This window comes from Rhizohabitans arisaemae, from assembly GCF_025996515.1.
Classification (GTDB): Bacteria; Actinomycetota; Actinomycetes; order Streptosporangiales; family Streptosporangiaceae; genus Rhizohabitans; species Rhizohabitans arisaemae.
In genome coordinates, this window is sequence record NZ_BLRH01000029.1 from 438,035 (window position 1) to 457,359 (window position 19,325).

The following is a 19,325-nucleotide window of genomic DNA, read 5'->3' on the forward strand; positions in this document are numbered from 1 at the left end:
CTGGGGCTTTGGTGGTGGCGGTGGTGGCTCCGGCGTTTCTGGCGGGCTGGCTGCTCGTCGGTGAGCTCAACGGGTTGAGCGGCCGGACGCCCATCGGGGATCCCGTTACTCAGCCATATGAGACGACTTATCGGGCTTTTGGGCCGGTGGCGGTGCCTCCTCCGCCGCATTCGGACCGTCGGTACCGCGAGGCGGTACGGGGAAGATCGGAGAACGGACGGCACCGCGGGAGTGAGACCGTCGGGGTCGTGGTGACCTCAAGGCCGCCGAGGGGTACGAGAGCCCGACGAAGCCCCGAGCCGAAGGCGACCGAGGTTTCGGAGAGCGTGGTGGTCTGCCCGGAGGAGTGGCGGGAGAGCTGGCTCTGGGAGATATGCCTGGAGCAGGCCGATCACCAAAACTAGGAGGCATTTCGGGCATAACGGGTCGGATGACTCTACCCACGCACCCCTGGACCTGTAGTAACGTGCGTGGCTGGCTTAGGTCACAGGTTCGCAAACAGAGGAGTTCTCACTGTGCCATCTCCTCGATCAGCCGGTCTGATCGCGGTCTTCATGGCGATGATCTGGCTTGTGACGGGCGTGGCGGACGGTACGGCGAGGGCGACGGCAGACCCCACCAACCTGACCGAGCTGCGCCGGGAGGCCGAGAAGCACGCCAAGGCGATCGAGCTTGCGACCAAGGCGTTGGAACAGCGGCAGGCGAAGCTGAAGGTCGCGCAGCAGGAGCTCAGCCGCAAGCTCAAGGACCTTCAGGCGGCGGACGGTGCGCTGGCCGAGGCACGTCGGCCGCTGGCCGAGTTGATCGGCGTCTACTATCAGCAGCCCATAGCGAGCAACCTCGTGCCCTTCCTGTTCGCCGAACGCGGTGCGGAGAGCCTGCAGACGCTTAGTGACCTCAACTATCTCGCGCTGGCGAGGCAGAGTCTGGCCGACAAGGCGGGCTTGCTGCTCAAGCAGCGGGAGGCGCTGGTGGTGCAGGCCCAGGAGCTGCGGGCCGGCAATCTTCTGGCGGAAGCCCAGATCGCGGTGGAGATCGAGACCTTGAAGGAGAGATCCGCGAAGGTCGTGAAGGCGCTCACCCAGGCGCTGGTCAAGCTCGGTATCAAGATCGACAGGGTGGACCGTGCGGCGCTCGTCTGCGATCCGACGAAGGTACGCGACGCGGAACAGTATCCGAACGGGTTGCTCCCGTCCTCGTATCTCTGCCCGCTCACCCAGTCGGGTGAGCGGCTCCGGGCGGACGCGGCGATCGCCTTCATCAGCCTGAACGAGGCGTACAAGCAGCGTTTCGGCGCGCCGATCTGTGTGACCGACAGCTATCGCAGCCTCCCGGAACAGCAGGCGGTCTACTACTCCCGGCCGGGGCTCGCCGCCGTTCCCGGACGGAGCAACCACGGGCTGGGACTCGCGGTGGACCTCTGCGGCGGGGTGCAGAACTTCAGGTCCGTGCAGTTCAACTGGCTGGAGCAGAACGGCCGGAGGTACGGCTGGATCCACCCGGACTGGGCTAAGAGGAGCCCCTTCGAGCCGTGGCACTGGGAGTACGAGCCGAAGACCCCGCTGACGTAGCGCCGACGGGGCCTTGGGCGAATCGGCGGAGCAGGTTGAGCGTGGCGCGCCGGGTGAACGCCGCGGCGGCGTGGGTGACACCGTGCCCGCACGCTCGGCCGCGCATCGCACACACCCAGCGCATCGTTCCGGAGGCGAACACCGCCGAGCCGGCGGCGGTCCGGTAGTAGGTGCTGTGCGCGAGGGTCTCCCGGTCCCCGCAGCGCAGGGGTGACTCGGCGAGCACCGTCAGCGACTCCGGAATCGGGTAGCCCGGCATGATCTTGTCGGTCTCCACCCCGGCCATGCCGGGGAAGGCGGTCCCCCGGCGCACCCCGGTGCCCGAGAAGATCCAGTGATCCGGACGGCGGACGACGTACGGCGCTTCCGCGGGGAAGCAGTCGTACATCGGCCCGACCAGCGAACTCTCGGGGTCGGCGGCGGGGAAGGCGCGCCAGAGCGCGGTCACCTCGGTGTTGCGTTCACCGAACAGAGGATCTTCGCCCGCGTCTTTGTAGCAGACGACCAGCCGGCCGTTCTCCTCGAATCTGATCCGCCAGTAGACCGCGTTGGCACCGAGGAACGCGAGGTTAGTTCCTTGATCGCGGGCCTGGGTGACGTGGCGCCGCATCCCGGCGGACCAGTACTCGTCGTGGCCGAGGGAGATCAGCGCCCTCGCCCCGTCAAGCGGCCGGCGGTCGAGGTCATGGCTGGTGAGATAGGCGAGCGCCACGCCGCTCCGCTCGGCCGTCTCGATGGCGGCGCGCTCGAAGGAGAGGAAGAGCCGGGCACCGTTGGTGTCGTACGGACGGTTGAAGCTCACCGCGCGAGAACGATTGGCGAAGTCGCTCCGCCCGCCCGGACCCTCGTACAGGCTCCGCCCACCCCAGGTGTTGTACGCCTGCCAGGTGGTGGTCGCATTGACGATCACCACCTTTCCGGCCACCTCGGCGCTGCGCACGGTGATCGGGACATAGCGCTGGGCCCCGGTGGACGCGTCCAGCCGGAGCAGGTAGCTGCCCTCCGGCCAGCCCGCGGTGTCGACGGTGAGGGAAGGCCGCCAATGCTCGGCCGTGATCGTTTGAGTGGACTCGATGAGCTTCGGGGCGTCCTGAACCATGCCGGGGGTCGGTGCGGACCGCCAGACCCGCCGGGCGCCGGCACCGCCGTACCAGCCGATGCGGAACGCGTGGACCACGAAGCGGGGTGCTCGGGTGGAGACCAGGAGCCGGAACGGCTCGCCCGGCAGCACGCTCACCCGGTCCGCGTAGCCCGCGATCTCGTCGTCGCCACCGAGCTTGGAGATCTGCCAGCCTCGATCACCGGCCTGTGCGTTCTCCCGGACCGTCCACGAGGCCGCCGGGGTCGCGGGAGCGACCGGGGCGGCCTGGACGGCGGCCTGCGGGGACGCAGGAGCGGTGCCGGTGTCGCCCTGGCAGCCGCCGAGGGCCGTGACGAGTATCGCCACCACTGTGGCCAATCGCAGGCTTCGATGAGGCACAAACGACGATTGTGCCTGGTCAGCGAGTGGAAGGACCGGATTGGCGGCGATCGATCACCCTGTCAGGTGACCGGTTGGACCTCGGAGGCGCAGTGAGCGCAGCGCCGGGCGGCCTTGGGAATCTCGGAGAGGCATTCGGGACACTCCCGGTGCACCGACTCCTCCTGCTTGCTGAACCGGGTGGTGAGGTGCTGGTACGGCTTCACCACGAGGAAGTACACCACCGCGGCGACGATGAGGAAGGAGATGAGGGCGTTGAGGAAGTTGCCGTAGGCGATCGTGGACGACCCGACCGTCACCTGAAGCTTGGAGAAGTCCGGCTTCCCGCCGATCGCGGCGATCAGCGGGGTGAGGACATCCTTCACAAACGAGTTCACGATCGTGGTGAAGGCGGCTCCGATGACCACGGCGACGGCGAGGTCGATGACATTCCCTCGCAGGAGGAACTTCTTGAACCCACTCATGCCCATCCCTTTGCGAAGGACCTGCATCTGTGCCATGCCCGAGGCACGCGGCCCCTTGTCCTTCTCATCACGTTCACCCATGGGAGTCCCAACGCCGTTGTGCATTCGATTGACTTAGGGTAATCGTCTCTCGACGTCCGGGAGTCATTCCCGTCTGTGTACGGTCAGCGACAGCCGAGCCCGGGTCTGCGCGTGGGCCAGGCGGGCGGCCTGATCCGAGGTGACCGCCAGGACGACCAGCGCACCGTCTCCGCCGCCCGGCCGTGCCGGTGCGGGCACGGCGAGCACCGGCACGTCTCGGGCGACTCCGGAGGCCGTGTCGGATTCGGGTGACACGGCGAGCACGTCGATGCGGTCTCCGGAGGTGACCAGGTGTGCCGCGTCCGCGTCGGCGATCCGCACCGGCGCCGCGACCAGCCCGGAGCCGGAGCCGGTGAGCATGCCCGGCCCGAGCAGCCGGGCGTCGGTGAGCGGTTCACCCCGCCGCATCGGGCCGGAGAGGACCCGCCCGTGCACGGACGCGGCCGAGCGCAGGGCCCCGTCGGGTACGGCCTGGGGCGGATACCCGACGAGGACCAGGTCGCCGTCGCTCAGGGCTCCGCCGCGCAGGTCACGGCTCGCCACGAGGACGGGTACGGGCTCCGCCGACTCCGGCCGCAGGGCCAGGATGACCGAGGCCGTCGCCGCCGCGGCGAGTAGGGCCGCGACGAATCGCCGGCGACGGGCGAAGGCACGGCGGAGCGCACGCATGTCCACCCTCGGTCAGGGCAGTTCGAAGGGGAGCTTGATGCCGTCGAGCGCGTGCACGCAGGGGCAGTCGCGTTCGTCGGGGAGGGCCGTGATCACGTCGCCGACCAGGGTGCGGAGCCGGGCGGTGTTCTCGGCGAAGACTCTGAGCACCTCGTCCATGGTGACCCCCTCTCCCTCCTCCACACCCGCGTCGTAGTCGGTGACCAGGGCGAGGGTCGTGTAGCAGAGGGCGAGTTCGCGGGCGAGCACCGCCTCCGGGTGGCCGGTCATCCCAATGATCTTCCATCCGGCGGAGGCGAACCAGCGGGATTCGGCGCGGGTGGAGAACCGCGGTCCCTCGATCACGACGAGGGTGCCGCCGTCGACCGTCTCCCAGTCGCCGGACCTGGCGGCCTGCACCGCGGCGGCCCTGCCGTGCGGGCAGTAGGGATCGGAGAACGAAACGTGGACCGCGCCCCCGGCGTCGTAGTAGGTCTGGACGCGGCCGGACGTGCGGTCGACGAGCTGGTCGGGGATGACCAGGGTCCCGGGGCCGTGCTCGGCGGTGAGGGAGCCGACGGCGCTCGGCGCGAGCACCCGTTCGACTCCCAGCGCGCGCATCGCCCAGAGGTTGGCCCGATAGGGGATGCGGTGCGGGGGAAATCGGTGATCTCGGCCGTGTCTTGGCAGGAAGGCGACGTCGCGATCACCGATCCGCCCGATCGTGACAACGTCGCTCGGCGGGCCGTAGGGGGTGTTGACCTGAATGTCCTCAGCCTCATCGAGGAGGGAGTAAAACCCGGTGCCTCCGATGACGCCGATCTCTGCGCGAGTTGGCATGGCGCAGACACTAGCGCCCGCGGGCACGCCCGTCGGAAACCGAATCGCGCTCTGTGGATAACCCGGTCAGGCGACCTTTTCCGGCTTGGCGGTTGTGGATTCCGCCTTCGGCTTGCTCACGCTCTCCGAGCTCGTGGTGCTCGACTCGGAGCTCTTGGCGCCGGCGGTCGTCGACTCGGAGCTCGCGGTCGCCGGCGTGGTCGTCGTGCTCGTGCCGACCGACCCGCCGCTTCGGCTGTCCGTCCGGTAGAAGCCGGATCCCTTGAAAACGATGCCGACGGCGGAGAACAGCTTGCGCAGCCGACCGGCACAACTCGGGCACTCGGCGAGCGGGTCGTCGGTGAATTTCTGGACGACTTCGAGTCGCTCACCACAGGCCGTACAGGCGTACTGATAGGTGGGCACGCACTCCTCCTCGTTGGCACTCACTCGATGCGACTGCTAATGGTACGCAGCTGACTTCCTTAAACGCCACTTGAGTAGCCGACCATTCCCCGGACCTCGTCATCCTCCCCGTTCACCGAACCATCCGGCGAGCTTGCCACTCCTGCTCACGGCGCGTAGCCGCCGCTCCGACTCGTCCCGGCAGGCGGCGGTGGTGACCAGGAGCAACTCGTCGCCGGCGTGGATCCTGGTGGTCGGCGTGGGGACGAAACTCTTGCCGTCCCGCACGACGAGGGTGATCGCCGCGTCGGAGGGGAGCCGGAGCTCGAAGATCTCCACACCGTGCAGCCGCGACTCCGCAGGGACCTTGATCTGCAAGAGGTCGGCGTTGAGCGGCTCCAGCGGGGCGGCCTCCACGTTGATTTCACGTGCCTCCCCGGGCGCCGCCACCCCGAGCTTCCTGGCGACCCAGGGCAGGGTCGGACCCTGGAGGAGGGTGAACACCACGACGACGATGAACACCTGGTTGAAGATGACCTTGGGGCTGTCGACGCCGTTGGACCAGGGGATCGTGGCGAGCACGATCGGTACGGCGCCGCGCAGCCCGGCCCAGGACAGGAACACCTGTTCCTGCCAGGCGAGCCGCTCCTTGCCGTACCGCATGACCGCCACCGACAGCACCACCGACAGCGGGCGGGCCAGCAGGACCAGGGTGAGTCCGGCGATCAGCCCGGGGGCGAACTGGACCGGGAGCTCCGAGGGGCTGACCAGCAGCCCGAGCATGACGAACAGCCCGATCTGCGCCAGCCAGGCCAGCCCTTCGGCGAATCCCCGCGTGGCCGGGCGGTGCGGCAGCCGGGAATTCCCGAGGATCAGCGCCGCCAGGTAGACGGCCAGGAATCCGCTGCCGTGCATCACCGCCGCGGCGCCGTACGCCCCCAGGGCCAGCGCCAGCACCGCGACCGGGTAGAGACCGGAGGCGGGGAGGGCCACCCGGCGCAGCGCGTAGGCGCCGATCGGGCCGATGACGAGCCCGGCGGCGGCGCCGACGAGCAGCTCGTAGACGATGTCGAAGACGACGGTGGGCAGGCTGGGCATGCCCCCCTCCATCGTGCTGAACAGGATGACGACGATGACGGTGGGCGCGTCGTTGAATCCGGACTCCGCTTCGAGGATTCCGGCGAGCCGGGGCGGCAGGGGAAGTCGTCGCAGCACGGAGAAGACGGCCGCCGCGTCGGTGGAGGCGAGGACGGCGCCGAGCAGGATGGACAGGCGCCAGTCGAGTCCCAGGATGAAGTGGACGGCGAGCGCGACGCAGGCGATGCTGACGCCGACTCCGAGGGTGGCCAGGACGAGCGCGGTGGGAACCGCCCGGCGGACGTGCTGCCAGTTGGTGGTGAGACCGCCTTCGGCGAGGATCAGGGCGAGCGCCGCCAGGCCGAGCTGCTGGGCGAGCTCGGCGCTTTCGAACTGCAGCCCGAATCCCGCTTCGCCGATGATCAGGCCGAGCGCGAGGTAGAGGAGGAGGCTGGGAAGCCCCGTCCGGTACGCGAGCCGTACGGAGGCGATGGCGACGATGATGATGACGGCACCGAAGAGCAGCCACAGACTGAGCTGCTCCAACCTGCGCCCCCCTCCTGACCGGCGACTTTCTCATATTGTTGCTCACCGACCACTCCAGGGGCCAACCGTCCCATCCATAACCCGGCGTTCGCCATAACAGCCTGGTCAATCAGCCCAGCGTTATGCGGCTATTGCGTAAGGTTGCCCCGTGACATCCGAGGTTGAGCCGCAGGTCGGCGACGAGAACCCCAAGCCGCGCGCGGTTCGATCCGACGATGAGGACCGCTTGCCCCTCCCTGAATCCGGTAAACACGCCGAGAAGCACAGCAAGCCTCGGCGACGACGTCTCCGCCGGGTGCTCATGGTGATCGGCCTGGTCCTCGCCGTACTCGTCTCGGGGACGTTCGCCCTGCTCCTGGAGCGGCAGAGCACCTTCAACAACAACATTCGCCGGATCGCCCAGGCGCTTCCCCCCGAGGGGGACCGGCCGGACCGGGTGGTGGGCGCGGCGCAGAACTGGCTGCTCGTCGGTTCGGACAAGCGCTCGGACAACCCCGGGATCGGACAGCGCGCCGACACGATCATGCTGATCCACCTCGCCGCGGACCGGCAGCGCGCGTACCTGGTCTCCTTCCCCCGCGACGCCTGGGTCACGGTTCCGGGCAAGGGCAAGGCGAAGATCAACGCTTCGTATGCCTGGGGCGGTCCCAGCCTGCTGATCGCGACGATCGAGAAGCTCTCCGGCGTGCGAATCGACCACTTCGCCTCGATCGACTTCGAGGGCTTCGCCGACATGACCGACGCACTCGGCGGTGTGGAGGTCGTGGTGCCCGCCGACTCCGTCGACCCGATCAGCAAGATCACCTGGAAACGGGGGCGGACCTTCCTCGACGGGAAGCGGGCGCTGAGCTACGTCCGGCAGCGACACGGGCTCCCCGGCGGCGACTTCGACCGGATCAAGCGCCAGCAGGACTTCCTCCGGGCCGTGGTCCGCGAGGCGGCCTCCGCGGGCACGCTGACAAACCCCTTCAAACTCAACGCGTTCCTCGACGCCTTCACCAGGGCGGTCAGCGTCGACGACTCGGTGACCGTCGGGACGCTCCGTGAGCTCGCCTTCGAAGTCCGTGATCTCCGGGCATCCGACATCTTCTACGCGACCGCCCCGGTCCGGGGCACCGGTACCGAGCAGCGGCAGAGCGTCGTCTACATGGACCCCAAGCGGTCCAAACTCCTGTTCGACGCACTCCGCACGGACCGGGTCGACGACTACCTATCCAACGCGGGTGAGGGCTGACGGGGTCGCCGCCCACTTGACCCGTTGATCGTGGGGGTCCCAGGGGACCCCGGGGACCAGCTCGTCGTCGTAGACAAGGGCGACCGTGGGCACGTTCGGACCGACCCGGGCGAGCGCCCGGTCGTAGGATCCGCCGCCCCGGCCGAGCCGGACGCCGGTGCCGGGGTCCACGGCGAGGGCGGGGACGATGACCAGTGCGGCGGTACGGACCGCGTCGGGGCCGCGCCGCGTGTCGACCGGCTCCATCAGGCCCCGCGGCCCGGGGGCGAGGGTGTCGGGCCCGTCGTAGGCGGCCCAGTCCAGGTCGCCGTCTGGTTGCAGGACCGGCAGGATCACCGCCTTGCCGTGTTTCCACAGGGCGAAGACCAGCCCGTGCGACGGGGGCTCGGCCCCGATCGACCAGTAGCACGCGACGGTCCCGGCCATCTGGACCCAGGGCTGCTCCAGGAGGGTCTCGCGGACGCTCGCGGAGCCCGTACGGCGCTCCTCCTCGCCGCGCTCCGCGCGCGTGGCGAGGACACGCCTCCGGATCGCCGCCTTTTCCACGTCGTCCACCTCTCCCTGAATTCCGCCACGTCGCACCGCTAGGGTCAGCACATGGCTGACTACGTCCCTGTCACCAAGGCGGTCGTGCCCGCGGCCGGCCTTGGCACCCGATTCCTGCCCGCCACCAAGGCGACCCCGAAGGAGATGCTGCCGATCGTCGACAAACCCGCGATCCAGTATGTCGTCGAAGAGGCGGTGTCCGCGGGGCTGAGCGACGTTCTCATGGTGACAGGCCGGAGCAAGCGCTCGATCGAGGACCACTTCGATCGAGCGTACGAGCTGGAGGAGACCCTCGACGCCAAGGGCGACAAGGAGCGGCTCGCCCAGGTGCGCGAGTCGGCCGACCTGGCCATGCTGCACTACGTGCGCCAAGGCGAGCCGCGTGGCCTCGGGCACGCCATCCTCTGCGCCAAGCACCACGTCGGGGACGAACCGTTCGCCTGCCTCCTCGGCGACGACCTCATCGACCCGCGCGACCCGCTCCTCCAGCGCATGATCGAGGTGCGTGGCACGTACGGCGGCAGCGTGGTCGCCCTCATGGAGGTGCCGCCCTCCCAGGTGTCCATGTACGGCTGCGCCGCGATCGAGCCCACCGGCGAGGACGACGTGGTGCGGGTGACCGACCTCGTCGAGAAGCCCCCGGCCGACGAGGCGCCGTCCAACTGGGCGGTCATCGGGCGCTACGTGATCGATCCGGCGGTGTTTGAAGTCCTGGAGAACACCCCGCCGGGGCGGGGCGGGGAGATCCAGATCACCGACGCGCTCAAGGAGCTGGCCGGCCGGGACGCCGAGGCCGGCGGGCCGGTGCACGGGGTGCTCTTCCGCGGGCGGCGGTACGACACGGGAAACAAGCTGGATTATCTACGCACCGTCGTACAGTTCGCCGCCGAGCGGCCCGACCTCGCCGGGGAGTTCATACCCTGGTTGAAGGAGTTCCTAGCCACCCGCACCTAAGGTTGTGGCCATGAAGACGGTCGATGAGCACCTGGAACACATCCTCCGGACCGTGCACCCGCTCGCCCCGCTGGAGTTCGAACTCCTTGAGGCCGGGGGCACCCTTCTCGCCGAGGACGTGAGCTCCCCGGTGGCGCTGCCGCCGTTCGACAACTCCGCCATGGACGGCTACGCGGTGCGCGCGGGCGACCTGGCCGGGGCGACCGAGCAGGCACCCGTCACGCTCTCGGTCGTCGGTGACATCGCGGCGGGGGACGCCGGTGTGCACGCCATCGCCGGCGGCCTCTGCGCGCGGATCATGACGGGTGCGCCGCTGCCCGCGGGCGCCGACGCGGTGGTTCCGGTGGAGTGGACCGACGGCGGGACCGTCAAGGTCGCGATCCGCCGGGCCCCCGAACCCGGCGGGGCGATCCGCCGGGCCGGCGAGGACGTGCTGCCCGGCGAGGTCGTCCTCCCCGCGGGGACCATGCTGGGCCCGGCTCAGCTGGGCATGCTCGCCGGAGTCGGCCGCAGGCGGGCGTGGGTCCGGCCGCGACCCCGGGTCGTGGTGATGTCGACCGGCGCGGAGCTCACCGAGCCGGGCACTCCGCTCCCGGACGGCGGGATCTGGGACTCCAACGGCGTCACGCTCACCGCGGCCGTGACGGACGAGGGGGGCGTGGGGTTCCGGAACGGCATCGTCGGCGACGACCCCGGGCGATTCCTGGAGATGCTCGACGCCCAGCTGCTCCGCGCCGACGCCGTCATCACCAGCGGCGGTGTCTCCATGGGGGCGTACGAGCCGGTCAAGGAGGCCCTCACGTCGCTGGAGACGGTCGACTTCGTCAAGGTCGCGATGCAGCCGGGGATGCCGCAGGGATTCGGCGTCGTGGGGGAGGAGAAGGTTCCGATCTTCGCCCTGCCCGGCAATCCCGTCTCGGCGTTCGTATCCTTTGTGATCTTTGTACGGCCCGCTCTGCGGGTGATGCGCGGCCTCCCGCCGCACGCGGCCCCGCCGTCCAGGGCGGTGACCACGGAGCCGCTGAAGTCACCCGAGGGCAAGCGTTCCTACCTGCGCGGCCGGTACACGGGGGAGACCGTGTCGCCGGTCCGAGGCCAGGGCTCCCACCAGCTGGCCGCGCTGAGCTCGGCCAACGCCCTGATCGTCGTGCCCGAGTCCGCGACCGAGGTGGCCGCCGGCACCGAAGTGGAGGTCATACCCCTGTGAAGCTCACCCATCTGGACGAGTCCGGAGCGGCGCGGATGGTCGACGTCTCGGCCAAGGACGTGAGCGTCCGTACGGCGCGCGCGAGCGGCAGGGTACGGCTGTCCGCCGAAGCCCTCGCCGCGCTCCGCGCGGGGGACACCCCCAAGGGGGACGCGCTGGGGGTGGCGCGCATCGCCGGGATCCAGGGCGCCAAACGCACCCCGGACCTCATCCCGCTGTGCCATCCGATCGCTCTGCACGGCGTCAAAGTCGACTTGACCGTGGACGACGAGGGTGTCTCGATCGTCGCGACAGTGCGGACGGCCGACCGTACCGGCGTGGAGATGGAGGCCCTGACGGCGGTGACCGTCGCCGCGTTAGCCTTGATCGATATGGTGAAGGCGCTGGACCCGGCGGCGAGTGTCGCCGACGTCCGCGTGGAGGAGAAGACCGGCGGTAAGACGGGCACCTGGACTCGAGATCGAACCGGTGACCCCTGAGCCGCCCGACCTAGGTGGGGAACGGATGCGGGTACTGGCGATCACGGTCTCTAACCGCGCGGCCGCCGGGATTTACGCGGATAGATCAGGACCGGTTGTGGTGGAGCTGCTTCGGGAAGCCGGATGCGAGACCGTCGACGGCCCGATCGTCGTCCCCGACGGGCCGGCCGTGGAGACCGCGCTCCGCGAAGCCGTACAGGCCGGCTACGACGTGGTCGTGACCAGCGGAGGCACCGGGCTGACCCCGACCGACCGCACACCGGAGATGACCCGCCGGGTCCTCGACACGGAGATCCCCGGCATCGCCGAGGCCATCAGGGCCGTCGGCCGGTCGGCCGTACCCACCTCCATCCTGTCCCGTGGGCTCGCCGGGCTCGCCGGATCCACCCTCATCGTCAACCTGCCCGGATCCACCGGGGGGGTCAGAGACGGCATGACGGTGATCGGACCGATCCTGCGGCACGCCGTCGACCAGATCCGCGGAGGCGATCACCCCGGGAGCCCGTGAGCCCGCGGCGACGTGGCGAACCGGGCCCAAGGCGAGGATGATGACAAGAGTGGATCGTGCGCGTGGCTGGCCGGCGACCCTGACCGAGGGTCCTGTAGAGATACGCCCGCTTCGGATGTGGGATGTCCGTGCCTGGCGGGACGTACGCCTGCGGAACGTGGCCTGGCTACGGCCATGGGAGCCCACCAGTCCCGAAACCCCGCTCTTCCGCACCGGCCTCGGCCCGTACGTCTCCATGGTCGGCGCCCTGCGCAAAGAAGGCCGGCAGGGTACGGCGTTGCCGTGGGTGGTGACCTACGAGGGCGCCTTCGCCGGTCAGCTCACCGTGGGCGGCATCCTCTGGGGCGCGGCCAGGTCCGCTCAGGTGGGATACTGGATCGACGGGGCGCTCGCCGGGCGGGGAATCATCCCGACCGCGCTCGCAATGGCCGTCGATCATTGCTTCCTCCGAGTCGGCCTGCATCGCCTGGAGGCGAACATACGTCCGGAAAATCTCGCGAGCCGTCGAGTAGTCGAAAAACTCGGATTCCGGGAAGAAGGAATCCGCCGCCGGCAGCTCCACATCGACGGTGCGTGGCGCGACCACATCTGCTACGCAATCACCGTGGAAGACTGCCCGCAAGGCGTATTGGCCGACTGGCGCCGGAGTCGCGAAGCCGGACTCGGCGACAGCCAAACCCGCCCCGCCTGACCTCGTTTCCGCCCCGGCCAAGTGACTAACTGTTTGCCGATCTCGCGACACACCGCATCGAATACTCGTCAATTACTGACACACGGTCTTACGGTGCGTGACGTGACCATGCCCGTAACCAGTGCCACCCGATCGGTATTGGTGTGTGCTGTGCGGGGGCGCTATGAGTAGCGCTCTGCTTTATCTTGCCATTGTGCTCATGTGGGCCGGAGTTCTGGTTCCCATGTGGTTACGGCGTGATCGTGATGATTCTCGTACCGAGGCACACCCGGAAACACCGGACGGGGACGCCCCCACCCTGTTCGACACACTCGCCGGATCCGCCGACGCGGAGAACACCACGGAAAACGACCTGGAAACGGTCCCCGGCCCCGAAAACGGTGAAGACCAGACACGAGACGCGGAACATGCGGCACCGGCGCCCGCCCCAGCCGCCGCAGAAAAGTCACAAACCGCATCCAGCAGGCGGAGAAACCGGCAACGAATCGTCGCCCGACGGAGGCGGCAACTCCTCTGGTGCACCCTCCTGCTCCTCACCTCCGCCACCCTGGCCCTCTCCCGAATCATCCCCTGGTGGGGAGCCCTCCCATCCATCGTCCTCATGGCCGGATACCTCACCGTCCTCCGCTCGGCCATGAAAATCGATCAACTGCGCCGCGAAGCCGAAAAGCGCGAACGAGCCCGCAGACAGCGCGAACAAGCCCGCCGCCGCGAGCAAGAACGCAGACGCGAACAGGCCCAGCAAACCGCCGACATCATCGACCTCAGCCCCCACCTGCCCGAGGAACCCTACGACCAGTACGAAGACGCCCGACGCCGAGCAGTCGGCGACTGACAACCACGGCGCAAACAACCCCCGACGTTTGCTAAGCTAGCGGAGGATTTGGGGCTGTAGCGCAGTCCGGTAGCGCACTTCGTTCGCATCGAAGGGGTCAGGGGTTCGAATCCCCTCAGCTCCACGCTCCTATGCGACGACCCTGCTCGCAAGCTTTGGGCTTGCTCGCAGGGTCGTCGCTTTATTTTTTCCCGGGGGGCCACCCCCGGAGCCCCCCGGGGACGGATCCGTTCCCGCCTCACCTTTGGGTTCCTCGGTTTACCCTTCCGGGCGTTTCCGTTCGGGCCTTCGCTTTGCTCGGCGGGAGGGGCCTTCGCTTTGCTCGGCGGGAGGGTCTTCGCTTTGCTCGGCGGGGTTGGGGGTGGGTCGCGTACGTCCGGCGAAGTGGTGTACGAGATGGCCTTCGCGTGATCCTGTTTTTGCAGGTTAAGCGTGTCTGTGGATGTGGGTTGTGCTGCGGTGTGTTGCCGGCAACGAGGCGCATCCGGCTTGGCGAGCACGTCCAGCCCCATGCCGTTGGCGTTGACACAGTGGCCATCAGGACGTGCACGCCGACGATGCGTTTCTGCCTGTGCCGGGGACGGCGACCACGACTGTGCAGCAGTCCAGGCGGCGCAGATGCCCGTGAACACTCAAGGCTCTTGTGACAAGACACAGATGTAACTCGAAGGGGGTCCAGTGCTGAAAATAGATCATCTATGGTGACTGACACATCACCACTGGTGGTGGACTCCGAGATCATCACAAGTTCCCTCGATGATCCGGAGAAGTTCGCCGTCCTGTTCGACCGCTACGCCGCAGCGCTGTACAGGTACATTTCCTTCCGGCTCGGCCCAGGACTCGCCGAGGACCTCGTCGGAGAGACGTTCCTGATCGCATTCCGCAGGCGCGCCGCGTACGACATCTCCTACCGCGATGCCCGGCCCTGGCTGCTGGGCATCGCCACCAAGCTCATCACCGGCCACCGCCGGACCGAAGTCAGCCGCTACCGTGCGCTGGAGCGGCAGAACCCGGCCCAGCCCGTTGAAGGGCCGGAAGAGGCGATCACTCGTGATCTGACCGCTCAAGGGTCGCGGACTGTCCTGCTGAACGCGCTCGCACTGCTGTCGCGAGGCGACCGAGACGTCCTGCTCCTGGTCGCCTGGAGCGACATGACGTACGAGGAAGCGGCCCGCGCGCTCGACATTCCGGTCGGCACGGTCAAGTCACGACTCAATCGGGCCCGGCGCAAGGTCCGCCACACCCTTGGTGGAGTCAACCCGTTGGAGGAGCACGATCATGGATGAATTGAAGACGCTCATCGGTGAACTGGAACATGAGCCGCCCCACTCCCTGGCCCGGCAACGCCTACGGCTCGCCCAGGAGACGACTGCGGCACCGCGCGATCGAGGCTGGAGGAGGCTGCTTCCGTTCGGTCGGCACACCCGGCTGGACCAGCCGCTCCTGAGCGGGCGGCGGCTCGCGATGGGCGCAGCTGTGGCGGCGGTCATCACGGCAGGAGTGGCCGTGCCTTTGCTTGGTGATGCCGATCCGGCGTACGCCCTGACGAAGAACCAGGACGGATCGATCAACCTCAAGGTCTACGACTTCCGGGACCCCGAGCACCTCGAGAAGGAACTGGCAGATTGGGGTGTGCCGGCTGACATCACCTACCTGCCTCTGGGCAAGAGCTGCGGTAACAATCGGGCGCCCTTCCTCAAGGGCGACGACTTCGGCGCGACCAAGGAAGAACTGTTGAGCAGTGATGCCGCCGTCCAGGCCAGGGTTCGGGAAAGACTGGAAAAGTCGATCTCTTTCCAGGCGATTCGCCCGCGAGATGGCATCACCATCTACCCCCGCCACATCAAACCGGGCCAGATCGCGATGATCGAGGTCATGGAGAATCCGGTCACGCCCACGGTGGAGCGTCCCGGGGTCGCTTGGCAGTTCAGCGGGCGGCTGACGACCGGGCCCATCGAGCCGTGCAAGGTCGTGGCGGACCCTGAGGCCCACCACATCGGCGACGCCACACCACCGCCCGGCAGTTGATGCACACCCCGCGACGTGAGGTCCGGCCAGAACTCACCGGCGTGGGGAGTGTTTCCGGTCGGCACGGCAGTGGGGCGGACGACCCGGCCAGGATTCAAGCCGCACTGATTCCGTCCCATTGGTCAGGCTCGACCCGGGATAGGATCACCGGCTTTCCGGGAAGCGATCTTCCTGGCCGCACCTCCACCGCAGGTCATGCCTACTCGTGAACGCCCCACGCTCCTATGCGACGACCCTGCTCGCAAGCTTTGGGCTTGCTCGCAGGGTCGTCGCTTCATCGGTCTGCTCGGCCGGGACCAGGCACCGTCCTCGGCCGAGGACACCCCGAGAATCTCCCGGTTACCGTTGGCGTTGACCGCGGTGGCCATCAGGACGTGCACGCTGACGATGCGTTTCTGCCGATGTCGGCGCAGTGGGTTCGTGTCATCATGGAGCCGGGTTTGCAACGGACTCCCGGGGTCGATGCGCCACCGGAGGTTCACTGCAATCCCACGCCGGATCCTGTTACGGAACGGGCCATTGACCTGCGACGTAATGACGGGGTCCTCATCAAACCTTTGAGGGATAGCAACATAGCGGCCAGGTACGCCTCCGTGGTCTGCGCGGTGTCCTCTTCAACCCTCTAAGGGATAGCAATTAGTGGTTATGGCGATCTGAGGACCAGAGTATCTAGCCCTCATCGACCCCCTCTCCCGGACACACGTTGGTAGTTCCGCGTGTGCATGCGCGACGTGTGGGAGATCTCCGCGGCCACCCACGGCGAGGTCGCCAACATGGTGCGTCGAGTCGCTGCTTTGCTGAAGACGACCCTTGCCCCCGACGGCGTGAACGTGAAGCCCAACACGGGCGAGGCCGCGGGCCAGTACTGATCCGGATTTGACCCTGACGTTGCGTTAGGCACCACGATGAACGCATGACCGACTACTATGAGGCATTCGATATCAGCCCTGTCCCTCCGCCCGGGCCCGATGCGACGCCACCTGAGATTTACCGGGGCATCTACGGCATGCCGATGTTCGTCATCGTGCCGACGCCGCACCTGGCCGCGTCCGTGGATTTCTGGACCCGCGGGCTCGGTTTCATCGACTTCTTCACGGTTCCGGGCCAGGTCACGCACCTTCGACGGTGGGCATTCCAAGATGCCCTGCTGATCCCGACCGGTACTCTGCCGACTCCTTCAACGGTGAGCATCGGCTTCAGTTGCGTACTGAGCCAGGTCGATGAGATCGCGCAGGCGTGCACCACGCTGGTGCCCGGATGCACGACGGGACCGCGACAGACTCCGTGGAACACCGTGGAACTGGAGGTCGTCACGCCGGAGAACGCTCGCGTGATCATGACTGCGGCCCGTCCCCTCGACCTCGACAGCGCCGAGGCACGCTACCTCGAAGCAAACGGCTTCACGCTCCCCAACGGGTGAAACCGCGTAGGTCAGATGCGCATGTCAGACTCGACAGCGTGACCGACACCGCGATGGACGATGCCGCGGGATCCGGCGGGCTGACCGTCGGGGCCGTGGCATCGCACGTGGAAGTCACCGTCCGCACCCTCCATCATTGGGACGCGATCGGGCTCGTCCGCCCGTCCGGGCGAACCACCGGCGGTTACCGGCTCTACTCCGCGGCCGACGTCGCACGCATTCACCGGGTGCTCATCTACCGCGAGCTCGGTCTGTCGCTCGACGACATCGGTGAACTTCTCGATGCTCCGACGGTCGACATGACCGTGCCGCTGAGACAACAGCGCGCCCAGCTCCTTCATCGCATCTCCCGCTTGCGGGCAATGGTCGACGCGGTCGATCGCATGATCGAAGCCGCACGCACCGGCATCCTGCTCTCCGCGGAGGAACAAGTCGCGATCTTCGGGCAGCGCTGGAAGCCGTCACTGGCCGTGGGCGCACGTGATCGGTGGGGCGACACAGCTCAATGGGCGCAGTACGCCGAGCGCGCCGCGGGCATGACTCCCGAGGACTGGCAGCAGATTGCCGACAACATCGCAACGCTTGAGTACGACCTGGCAGCAGCCAAGCGCGCCGGCGTCAGGCCAGGCAACGCCGAAGCCAACGCTCTGGCGGAACGACACAGGGCCTCCATGGGCGCGTACTTCGACTGCACCCTTTCGATGCAGGTTTGCCTGGGAAGGAAGTACACCGCCGATCCCGGCTTCACGGCCTACTACGACGCAATCGAGCCAGGCCTCACCATCTGGCTCCGTGACATCATCGACGCCAACGCCCGCGATCGAGGCATCGACCCGGATTCGGCGACCTGGACCTGACGCTTCCGCTCCCTGGTTGAGACACCGATGGGGAGGTCGGTGTGGGGGAGCATCGATCAACCGGTCAAGAGCCTGTGTCGGGGAGCCCTGGATGGCCTACGCGGTCACCGTTCTGGGGCCGGACGCGTTCTGGTGGGTATGTCACTGTCATCGAGATATTGCGGGTCTTGACGGAGGTTCCCGTCCTGGAAGAGGGCCCGACGGAGATGGTGACAGGTATGTTCCGATCCTGCCGAAGGCTTCACCGCCCTGATCGCCGAGAGGGCGGTCGAGCTCATCCGGCCGTCGTCGGCGAGGGGGTGAGATGAGATCGAGTCTGCGTTTGGGGAGTGTGGCCGGGGTTCCGGTGGGGATCCACTGGTCCGGGTTGGTGATCGTGGGGGCGGTGGCCGCGCTTCTGGGGATCTCGGTGCTGCCGGTCGCCGCCCCGGGGCTGTCGCCGAGGTCCTATTGGATCGCCGCCGTGCTGACGGCGACGGTGTTCTTCGCTTCGCTGCTGGCTCATGAGCTCGCCCACGCCCTGGTCGCCCGGGGCCGGGGCATCAAGGTCAAGTCCGTGACGCTGTGGATGCTGGGCGGGGTCACCGAGCTCGACGGGGAAGCCCCGACCCCCCGGGCAGAGTTGGAGATCAGCGCAGCCGGGCCGCTCACCAGCCTGGCCATCGCCGTGGTGGCCTTCGGCGCGCTGGTTCCCCTCAGCGGACCACGGCTGCTGCTGGTGGCGTTGGGCTGGTTCGCCCTGATCAACGCGGTGCTGGGGGTGTTCAACCTTCTCCCTGCGGCCCCGATGGACGGTGGCCGGATTCTGCACGCGGTGCTCTGGTGGAGGTATCGCGACCGGGCCCGAGCCGACCGGGCGACCGCGAAGGCGGGGGAGCGGCTGAGCATGGCCCTGGTGGGCCTGGGTCTCGCGCAGATGGTCTTCTGGTCCCCGATCGGTGGCCTTTGGACGGTGTTGATCGGCTGGTATCTCATGGGTGTGGGCCGTATCGAGGGCGTCGTCCGGATGGCGAAGGAAGGGCTGAGGGGACTACTCGTCCGGGACATCATGACGCCTGATCCCGACACGGCCCCGGCCTGGTCCGACCTGCAGGGTTTCGCGACGTCGGTGGGGTTGCTGTCACGGCAGGGCGTTTTCCCCGTCGTGGACTTCTCCGGCGCCCCGGTCGGCTCCGTTTCGCTGGATGCGATCGCGGCGCTGCCCCCGGAACGGCGTGCCGCCACGCGGGTGGGGGAGCTGGCTCGCCCGATTCCCGCGGAACGCCTCCTGGCGCCCGACGATCCCGCCGAACGGATCCTGAACTGCGCCGCGCCCCGCAACGAGCCGGTCGCCTTGGTCTGCGAGGCCGGTCGGGTGATCGGCATGGTCAGCGGGCCGGATCTGGCGCGGATCCTGTCGCAGGCAGCCCTGCGTGGCTCCACCACGGCGGTGTGAAGGGACCCGGGGGAGCTCGGCCGCGCGTTCGCCGTACCCG

General features: G+C 68.1%; 21 protein-coding genes and 1 tRNA gene. 15 read left to right on the forward strand and 7 right to left on the reverse strand.

Annotation, left to right across the window (positions count from 1 at the left end; all coding sequences use genetic code 11):
• The first annotated feature begins 515 nt into the window (after positions 1 to 515).
• Positions 516 to 1,571, forward strand: a complete 1,056-nt coding sequence (locus tag RUR_RS13515) for a D-alanyl-D-alanine carboxypeptidase family protein (protein WP_283135356.1) — start codon at positions 516 to 518, stop codon at positions 1,569 to 1,571.
• Here RUR_RS13515 and RUR_RS13520 read toward each other — a convergent pair.
• From RUR_RS13520 to RUR_RS13545, 6 genes are all read right to left on the reverse strand, one after another.
• A complete protein-coding gene (locus RUR_RS13520) occupies positions 1,510 to 3,051 on the reverse strand; it encodes a N,N-dimethylformamidase beta subunit family domain-containing protein (RefSeq protein ID WP_283135357.1) in 1,542 nt (513 codons plus the stop codon). The genes RUR_RS13515 and RUR_RS13520 overlap by 62 nt on opposite strands.
• A gap of 62 nt (positions 3,052 to 3,113) precedes the next feature.
• Positions 3,114 to 3,596 carry a large conductance mechanosensitive channel protein MscL gene (mscL, locus tag RUR_RS13525; RefSeq protein ID WP_346349039.1) on the reverse strand — a complete coding sequence of 161 codons (483 nt, stop codon included), beginning with the start codon at positions 3,594 to 3,596 and terminating at the stop codon, positions 3,114 to 3,116.
• Positions 3,597 to 3,659: 63 nt separating this feature from the next.
• The gene (gene cpaB / locus RUR_RS13530; RefSeq protein WP_283135358.1) at positions 3,660 to 4,265 is read right to left on the reverse strand and encodes a Flp pilus assembly protein CpaB; all 606 of its coding nucleotides are present in this window, start codon (positions 4,263 to 4,265) and stop codon (positions 3,660 to 3,662) included.
• A 12-nt stretch (positions 4,266 to 4,277) separates the two neighbouring features.
• Complete coding sequence (locus RUR_RS13535) at positions 4,278 to 5,084, reverse strand: S-methyl-5'-thioadenosine phosphorylase (protein ID WP_283135359.1); 807 nt, start codon at positions 5,082 to 5,084, stop codon at positions 4,278 to 4,280.
• 66 nt (positions 5,085 to 5,150) lie between these two features.
• Positions 5,151 to 5,489 (reverse strand): FmdB family zinc ribbon protein, encoded by a 339-nt coding sequence (locus RUR_RS13540; protein WP_283135360.1) that lies wholly within the window; start codon positions 5,487 to 5,489, stop codon positions 5,151 to 5,153.
• Between the two features lie 99 nt (positions 5,490 to 5,588).
• Positions 5,589 to 7,091, reverse strand: a complete 1,503-nt coding sequence (locus RUR_RS13545; RefSeq protein ID WP_283135361.1) for a potassium/proton antiporter — start codon at positions 7,089 to 7,091, stop codon at positions 5,589 to 5,591.
• 148 nt (positions 7,092 to 7,239) lie between these two features.
• Here RUR_RS13545 and RUR_RS13550 point away from each other — a divergent pair, with 148 nt between their 5' ends.
• Positions 7,240 to 8,325: an LCP family protein gene (locus tag RUR_RS13550; protein ID WP_283135362.1), complete on the forward strand. Its 1,086-nt coding sequence runs from the start codon at positions 7,240 to 7,242 to the stop codon at positions 8,323 to 8,325.
• Here RUR_RS13550 and RUR_RS13555 read toward each other — a convergent pair.
• Positions 8,302 to 8,880, reverse strand: a complete 579-nt coding sequence (locus RUR_RS13555; RefSeq protein WP_283135363.1) for a 5-formyltetrahydrofolate cyclo-ligase — start codon at positions 8,878 to 8,880, stop codon at positions 8,302 to 8,304. The two genes, RUR_RS13550 and RUR_RS13555, sit on opposite strands and share 24 nt — an antisense overlap.
• 42 nt (positions 8,881 to 8,922) lie before the next feature.
• Between RUR_RS13555 and galU the strand changes: the two genes are divergently transcribed.
• The 13 genes from galU (at position 8,923) to RUR_RS13620 (ending at position 19,285) form a co-directional block, all read left to right on the forward strand.
• Positions 8,923 to 9,825 (forward strand): UTP--glucose-1-phosphate uridylyltransferase GalU, encoded by a 903-nt coding sequence (gene galU / locus RUR_RS13560; RefSeq protein WP_283135364.1) that lies wholly within the window; start codon positions 8,923 to 8,925, stop codon positions 9,823 to 9,825.
• Between the two features lie 10 nt (positions 9,826 to 9,835).
• A complete protein-coding gene (gene glp / locus RUR_RS13565; RefSeq protein WP_283135365.1) occupies positions 9,836 to 11,032 on the forward strand; it encodes a molybdotransferase-like divisome protein Glp in 1,197 nt (398 codons plus the stop codon).
• A complete protein-coding gene (moaC, locus tag RUR_RS13570) occupies positions 11,029 to 11,511 on the forward strand; it encodes a cyclic pyranopterin monophosphate synthase MoaC (RefSeq protein WP_283135366.1) in 483 nt (160 codons plus the stop codon). The genes glp and moaC overlap by 4 nt, the downstream gene beginning before the upstream one ends.
• Before the next feature lie 25 nt (positions 11,512 to 11,536).
• A complete protein-coding gene (locus RUR_RS13575) occupies positions 11,537 to 12,019 on the forward strand; it encodes a MogA/MoaB family molybdenum cofactor biosynthesis protein (protein WP_283135367.1) in 483 nt (160 codons plus the stop codon).
• Between the two features lie 40 nt (positions 12,020 to 12,059).
• Positions 12,060 to 12,710 carry a GNAT family N-acetyltransferase gene (locus RUR_RS13580; protein ID WP_283135368.1) on the forward strand — a complete coding sequence of 217 codons (651 nt, stop codon included), beginning with the start codon at positions 12,060 to 12,062 and terminating at the stop codon, positions 12,708 to 12,710.
• A gap of 163 nt (positions 12,711 to 12,873) precedes the next feature.
• The gene (gene sepX, locus RUR_RS36785) at positions 12,874 to 13,545 is read left to right on the forward strand and encodes a divisome protein SepX/GlpR (protein WP_428847000.1); all 672 of its coding nucleotides are present in this window, start codon (positions 12,874 to 12,876) and stop codon (positions 13,543 to 13,545) included.
• Between the two features lie 50 nt (positions 13,546 to 13,595).
• Positions 13,596 to 13,669, forward strand: a tRNA-Ala gene (locus tag RUR_RS13590).
• A 574-nt stretch (positions 13,670 to 14,243) separates the two neighbouring features.
• Positions 14,244 to 14,831, forward strand: coding sequence for an RNA polymerase sigma factor (locus RUR_RS13595; protein ID WP_283135370.1), 588 nt, complete (start codon positions 14,244 to 14,246; stop codon positions 14,829 to 14,831).
• A complete protein-coding gene (locus RUR_RS13600; RefSeq protein ID WP_283135371.1) occupies positions 14,824 to 15,573 on the forward strand; it encodes a hypothetical protein in 750 nt (249 codons plus the stop codon). The genes RUR_RS13595 and RUR_RS13600 overlap by 8 nt, the downstream gene beginning before the upstream one ends.
• Before the next feature lie 716 nt (positions 15,574 to 16,289).
• A complete protein-coding gene (locus RUR_RS13605) occupies positions 16,290 to 16,442 on the forward strand; it encodes an HIT family protein (RefSeq protein ID WP_283135372.1) in 153 nt (50 codons plus the stop codon).
• 44 nt (positions 16,443 to 16,486) lie between these two features.
• On the forward strand, positions 16,487 to 16,993 hold the full coding sequence (locus RUR_RS13610; protein ID WP_283135373.1) for a VOC family protein: 507 nt from the start codon (positions 16,487 to 16,489) through the stop codon (positions 16,991 to 16,993).
• Between the two features lie 38 nt (positions 16,994 to 17,031).
• Positions 17,032 to 17,850, forward strand: coding sequence for a MerR family transcriptional regulator (locus RUR_RS13615; RefSeq protein ID WP_283135374.1), 819 nt, complete (start codon positions 17,032 to 17,034; stop codon positions 17,848 to 17,850).
• Between the two features lie 304 nt (positions 17,851 to 18,154).
• The gene (locus tag RUR_RS13620; RefSeq protein WP_283135375.1) at positions 18,155 to 19,285 is read left to right on the forward strand and encodes a site-2 protease family protein; all 1,131 of its coding nucleotides are present in this window, start codon (positions 18,155 to 18,157) and stop codon (positions 19,283 to 19,285) included.
• Positions 19,286 to 19,325: the final 40 nt, after the last annotated feature.

Coding starts and splice junctions, on each gene's coding strand:
- RUR_RS13600 (WP_283135371.1), top strand. CDS start 14,824: ATGGATGAATTGAAGACGCTCATCGGTGAACTGGAACATGAGCCGCCC.
- RUR_RS13620 (WP_283135375.1), top strand. CDS start 18,155: ATGAGATCGAGTCTGCGTTTGGGGAGTGTGGCCGGGGTTCCGGTGGGG.
- RUR_RS13535 (WP_283135359.1), bottom strand. CDS start 5,084: ATGCCAACTCGCGCAGAGATCGGCGTCATCGGAGGCACCGGGTTTTAC.
- mscL (WP_346349039.1), bottom strand. CDS start 3,596: ATGGGTGAACGTGATGAGAAGGACAAGGGGCCGCGTGCCTCGGGCATG.
- RUR_RS13595 (WP_283135370.1), top strand. CDS start 14,244: ATGGTGACTGACACATCACCACTGGTGGTGGACTCCGAGATCATCACA.
- RUR_RS13575 (WP_283135367.1), top strand. CDS start 11,537: ATGCGGGTACTGGCGATCACGGTCTCTAACCGCGCGGCCGCCGGGATT.
- glp (WP_283135365.1), top strand. CDS start 9,836: ATGAAGACGGTCGATGAGCACCTGGAACACATCCTCCGGACCGTGCAC.
- sepX (WP_428847000.1), top strand. CDS start 12,874: ATGAGTAGCGCTCTGCTTTATCTTGCCATTGTGCTCATGTGGGCCGGA.
- RUR_RS13580 (WP_283135368.1), top strand. CDS start 12,060: ATGACAAGAGTGGATCGTGCGCGTGGCTGGCCGGCGACCCTGACCGAG.
- galU (WP_283135364.1), top strand. CDS start 8,923: ATGGCTGACTACGTCCCTGTCACCAAGGCGGTCGTGCCCGCGGCCGGC.
- RUR_RS13610 (WP_283135373.1), top strand. CDS start 16,487: ATGACCGACTACTATGAGGCATTCGATATCAGCCCTGTCCCTCCGCCC.
- cpaB (WP_283135358.1), bottom strand. CDS start 4,265: ATGCGTGCGCTCCGCCGTGCCTTCGCCCGTCGCCGGCGATTCGTCGCG.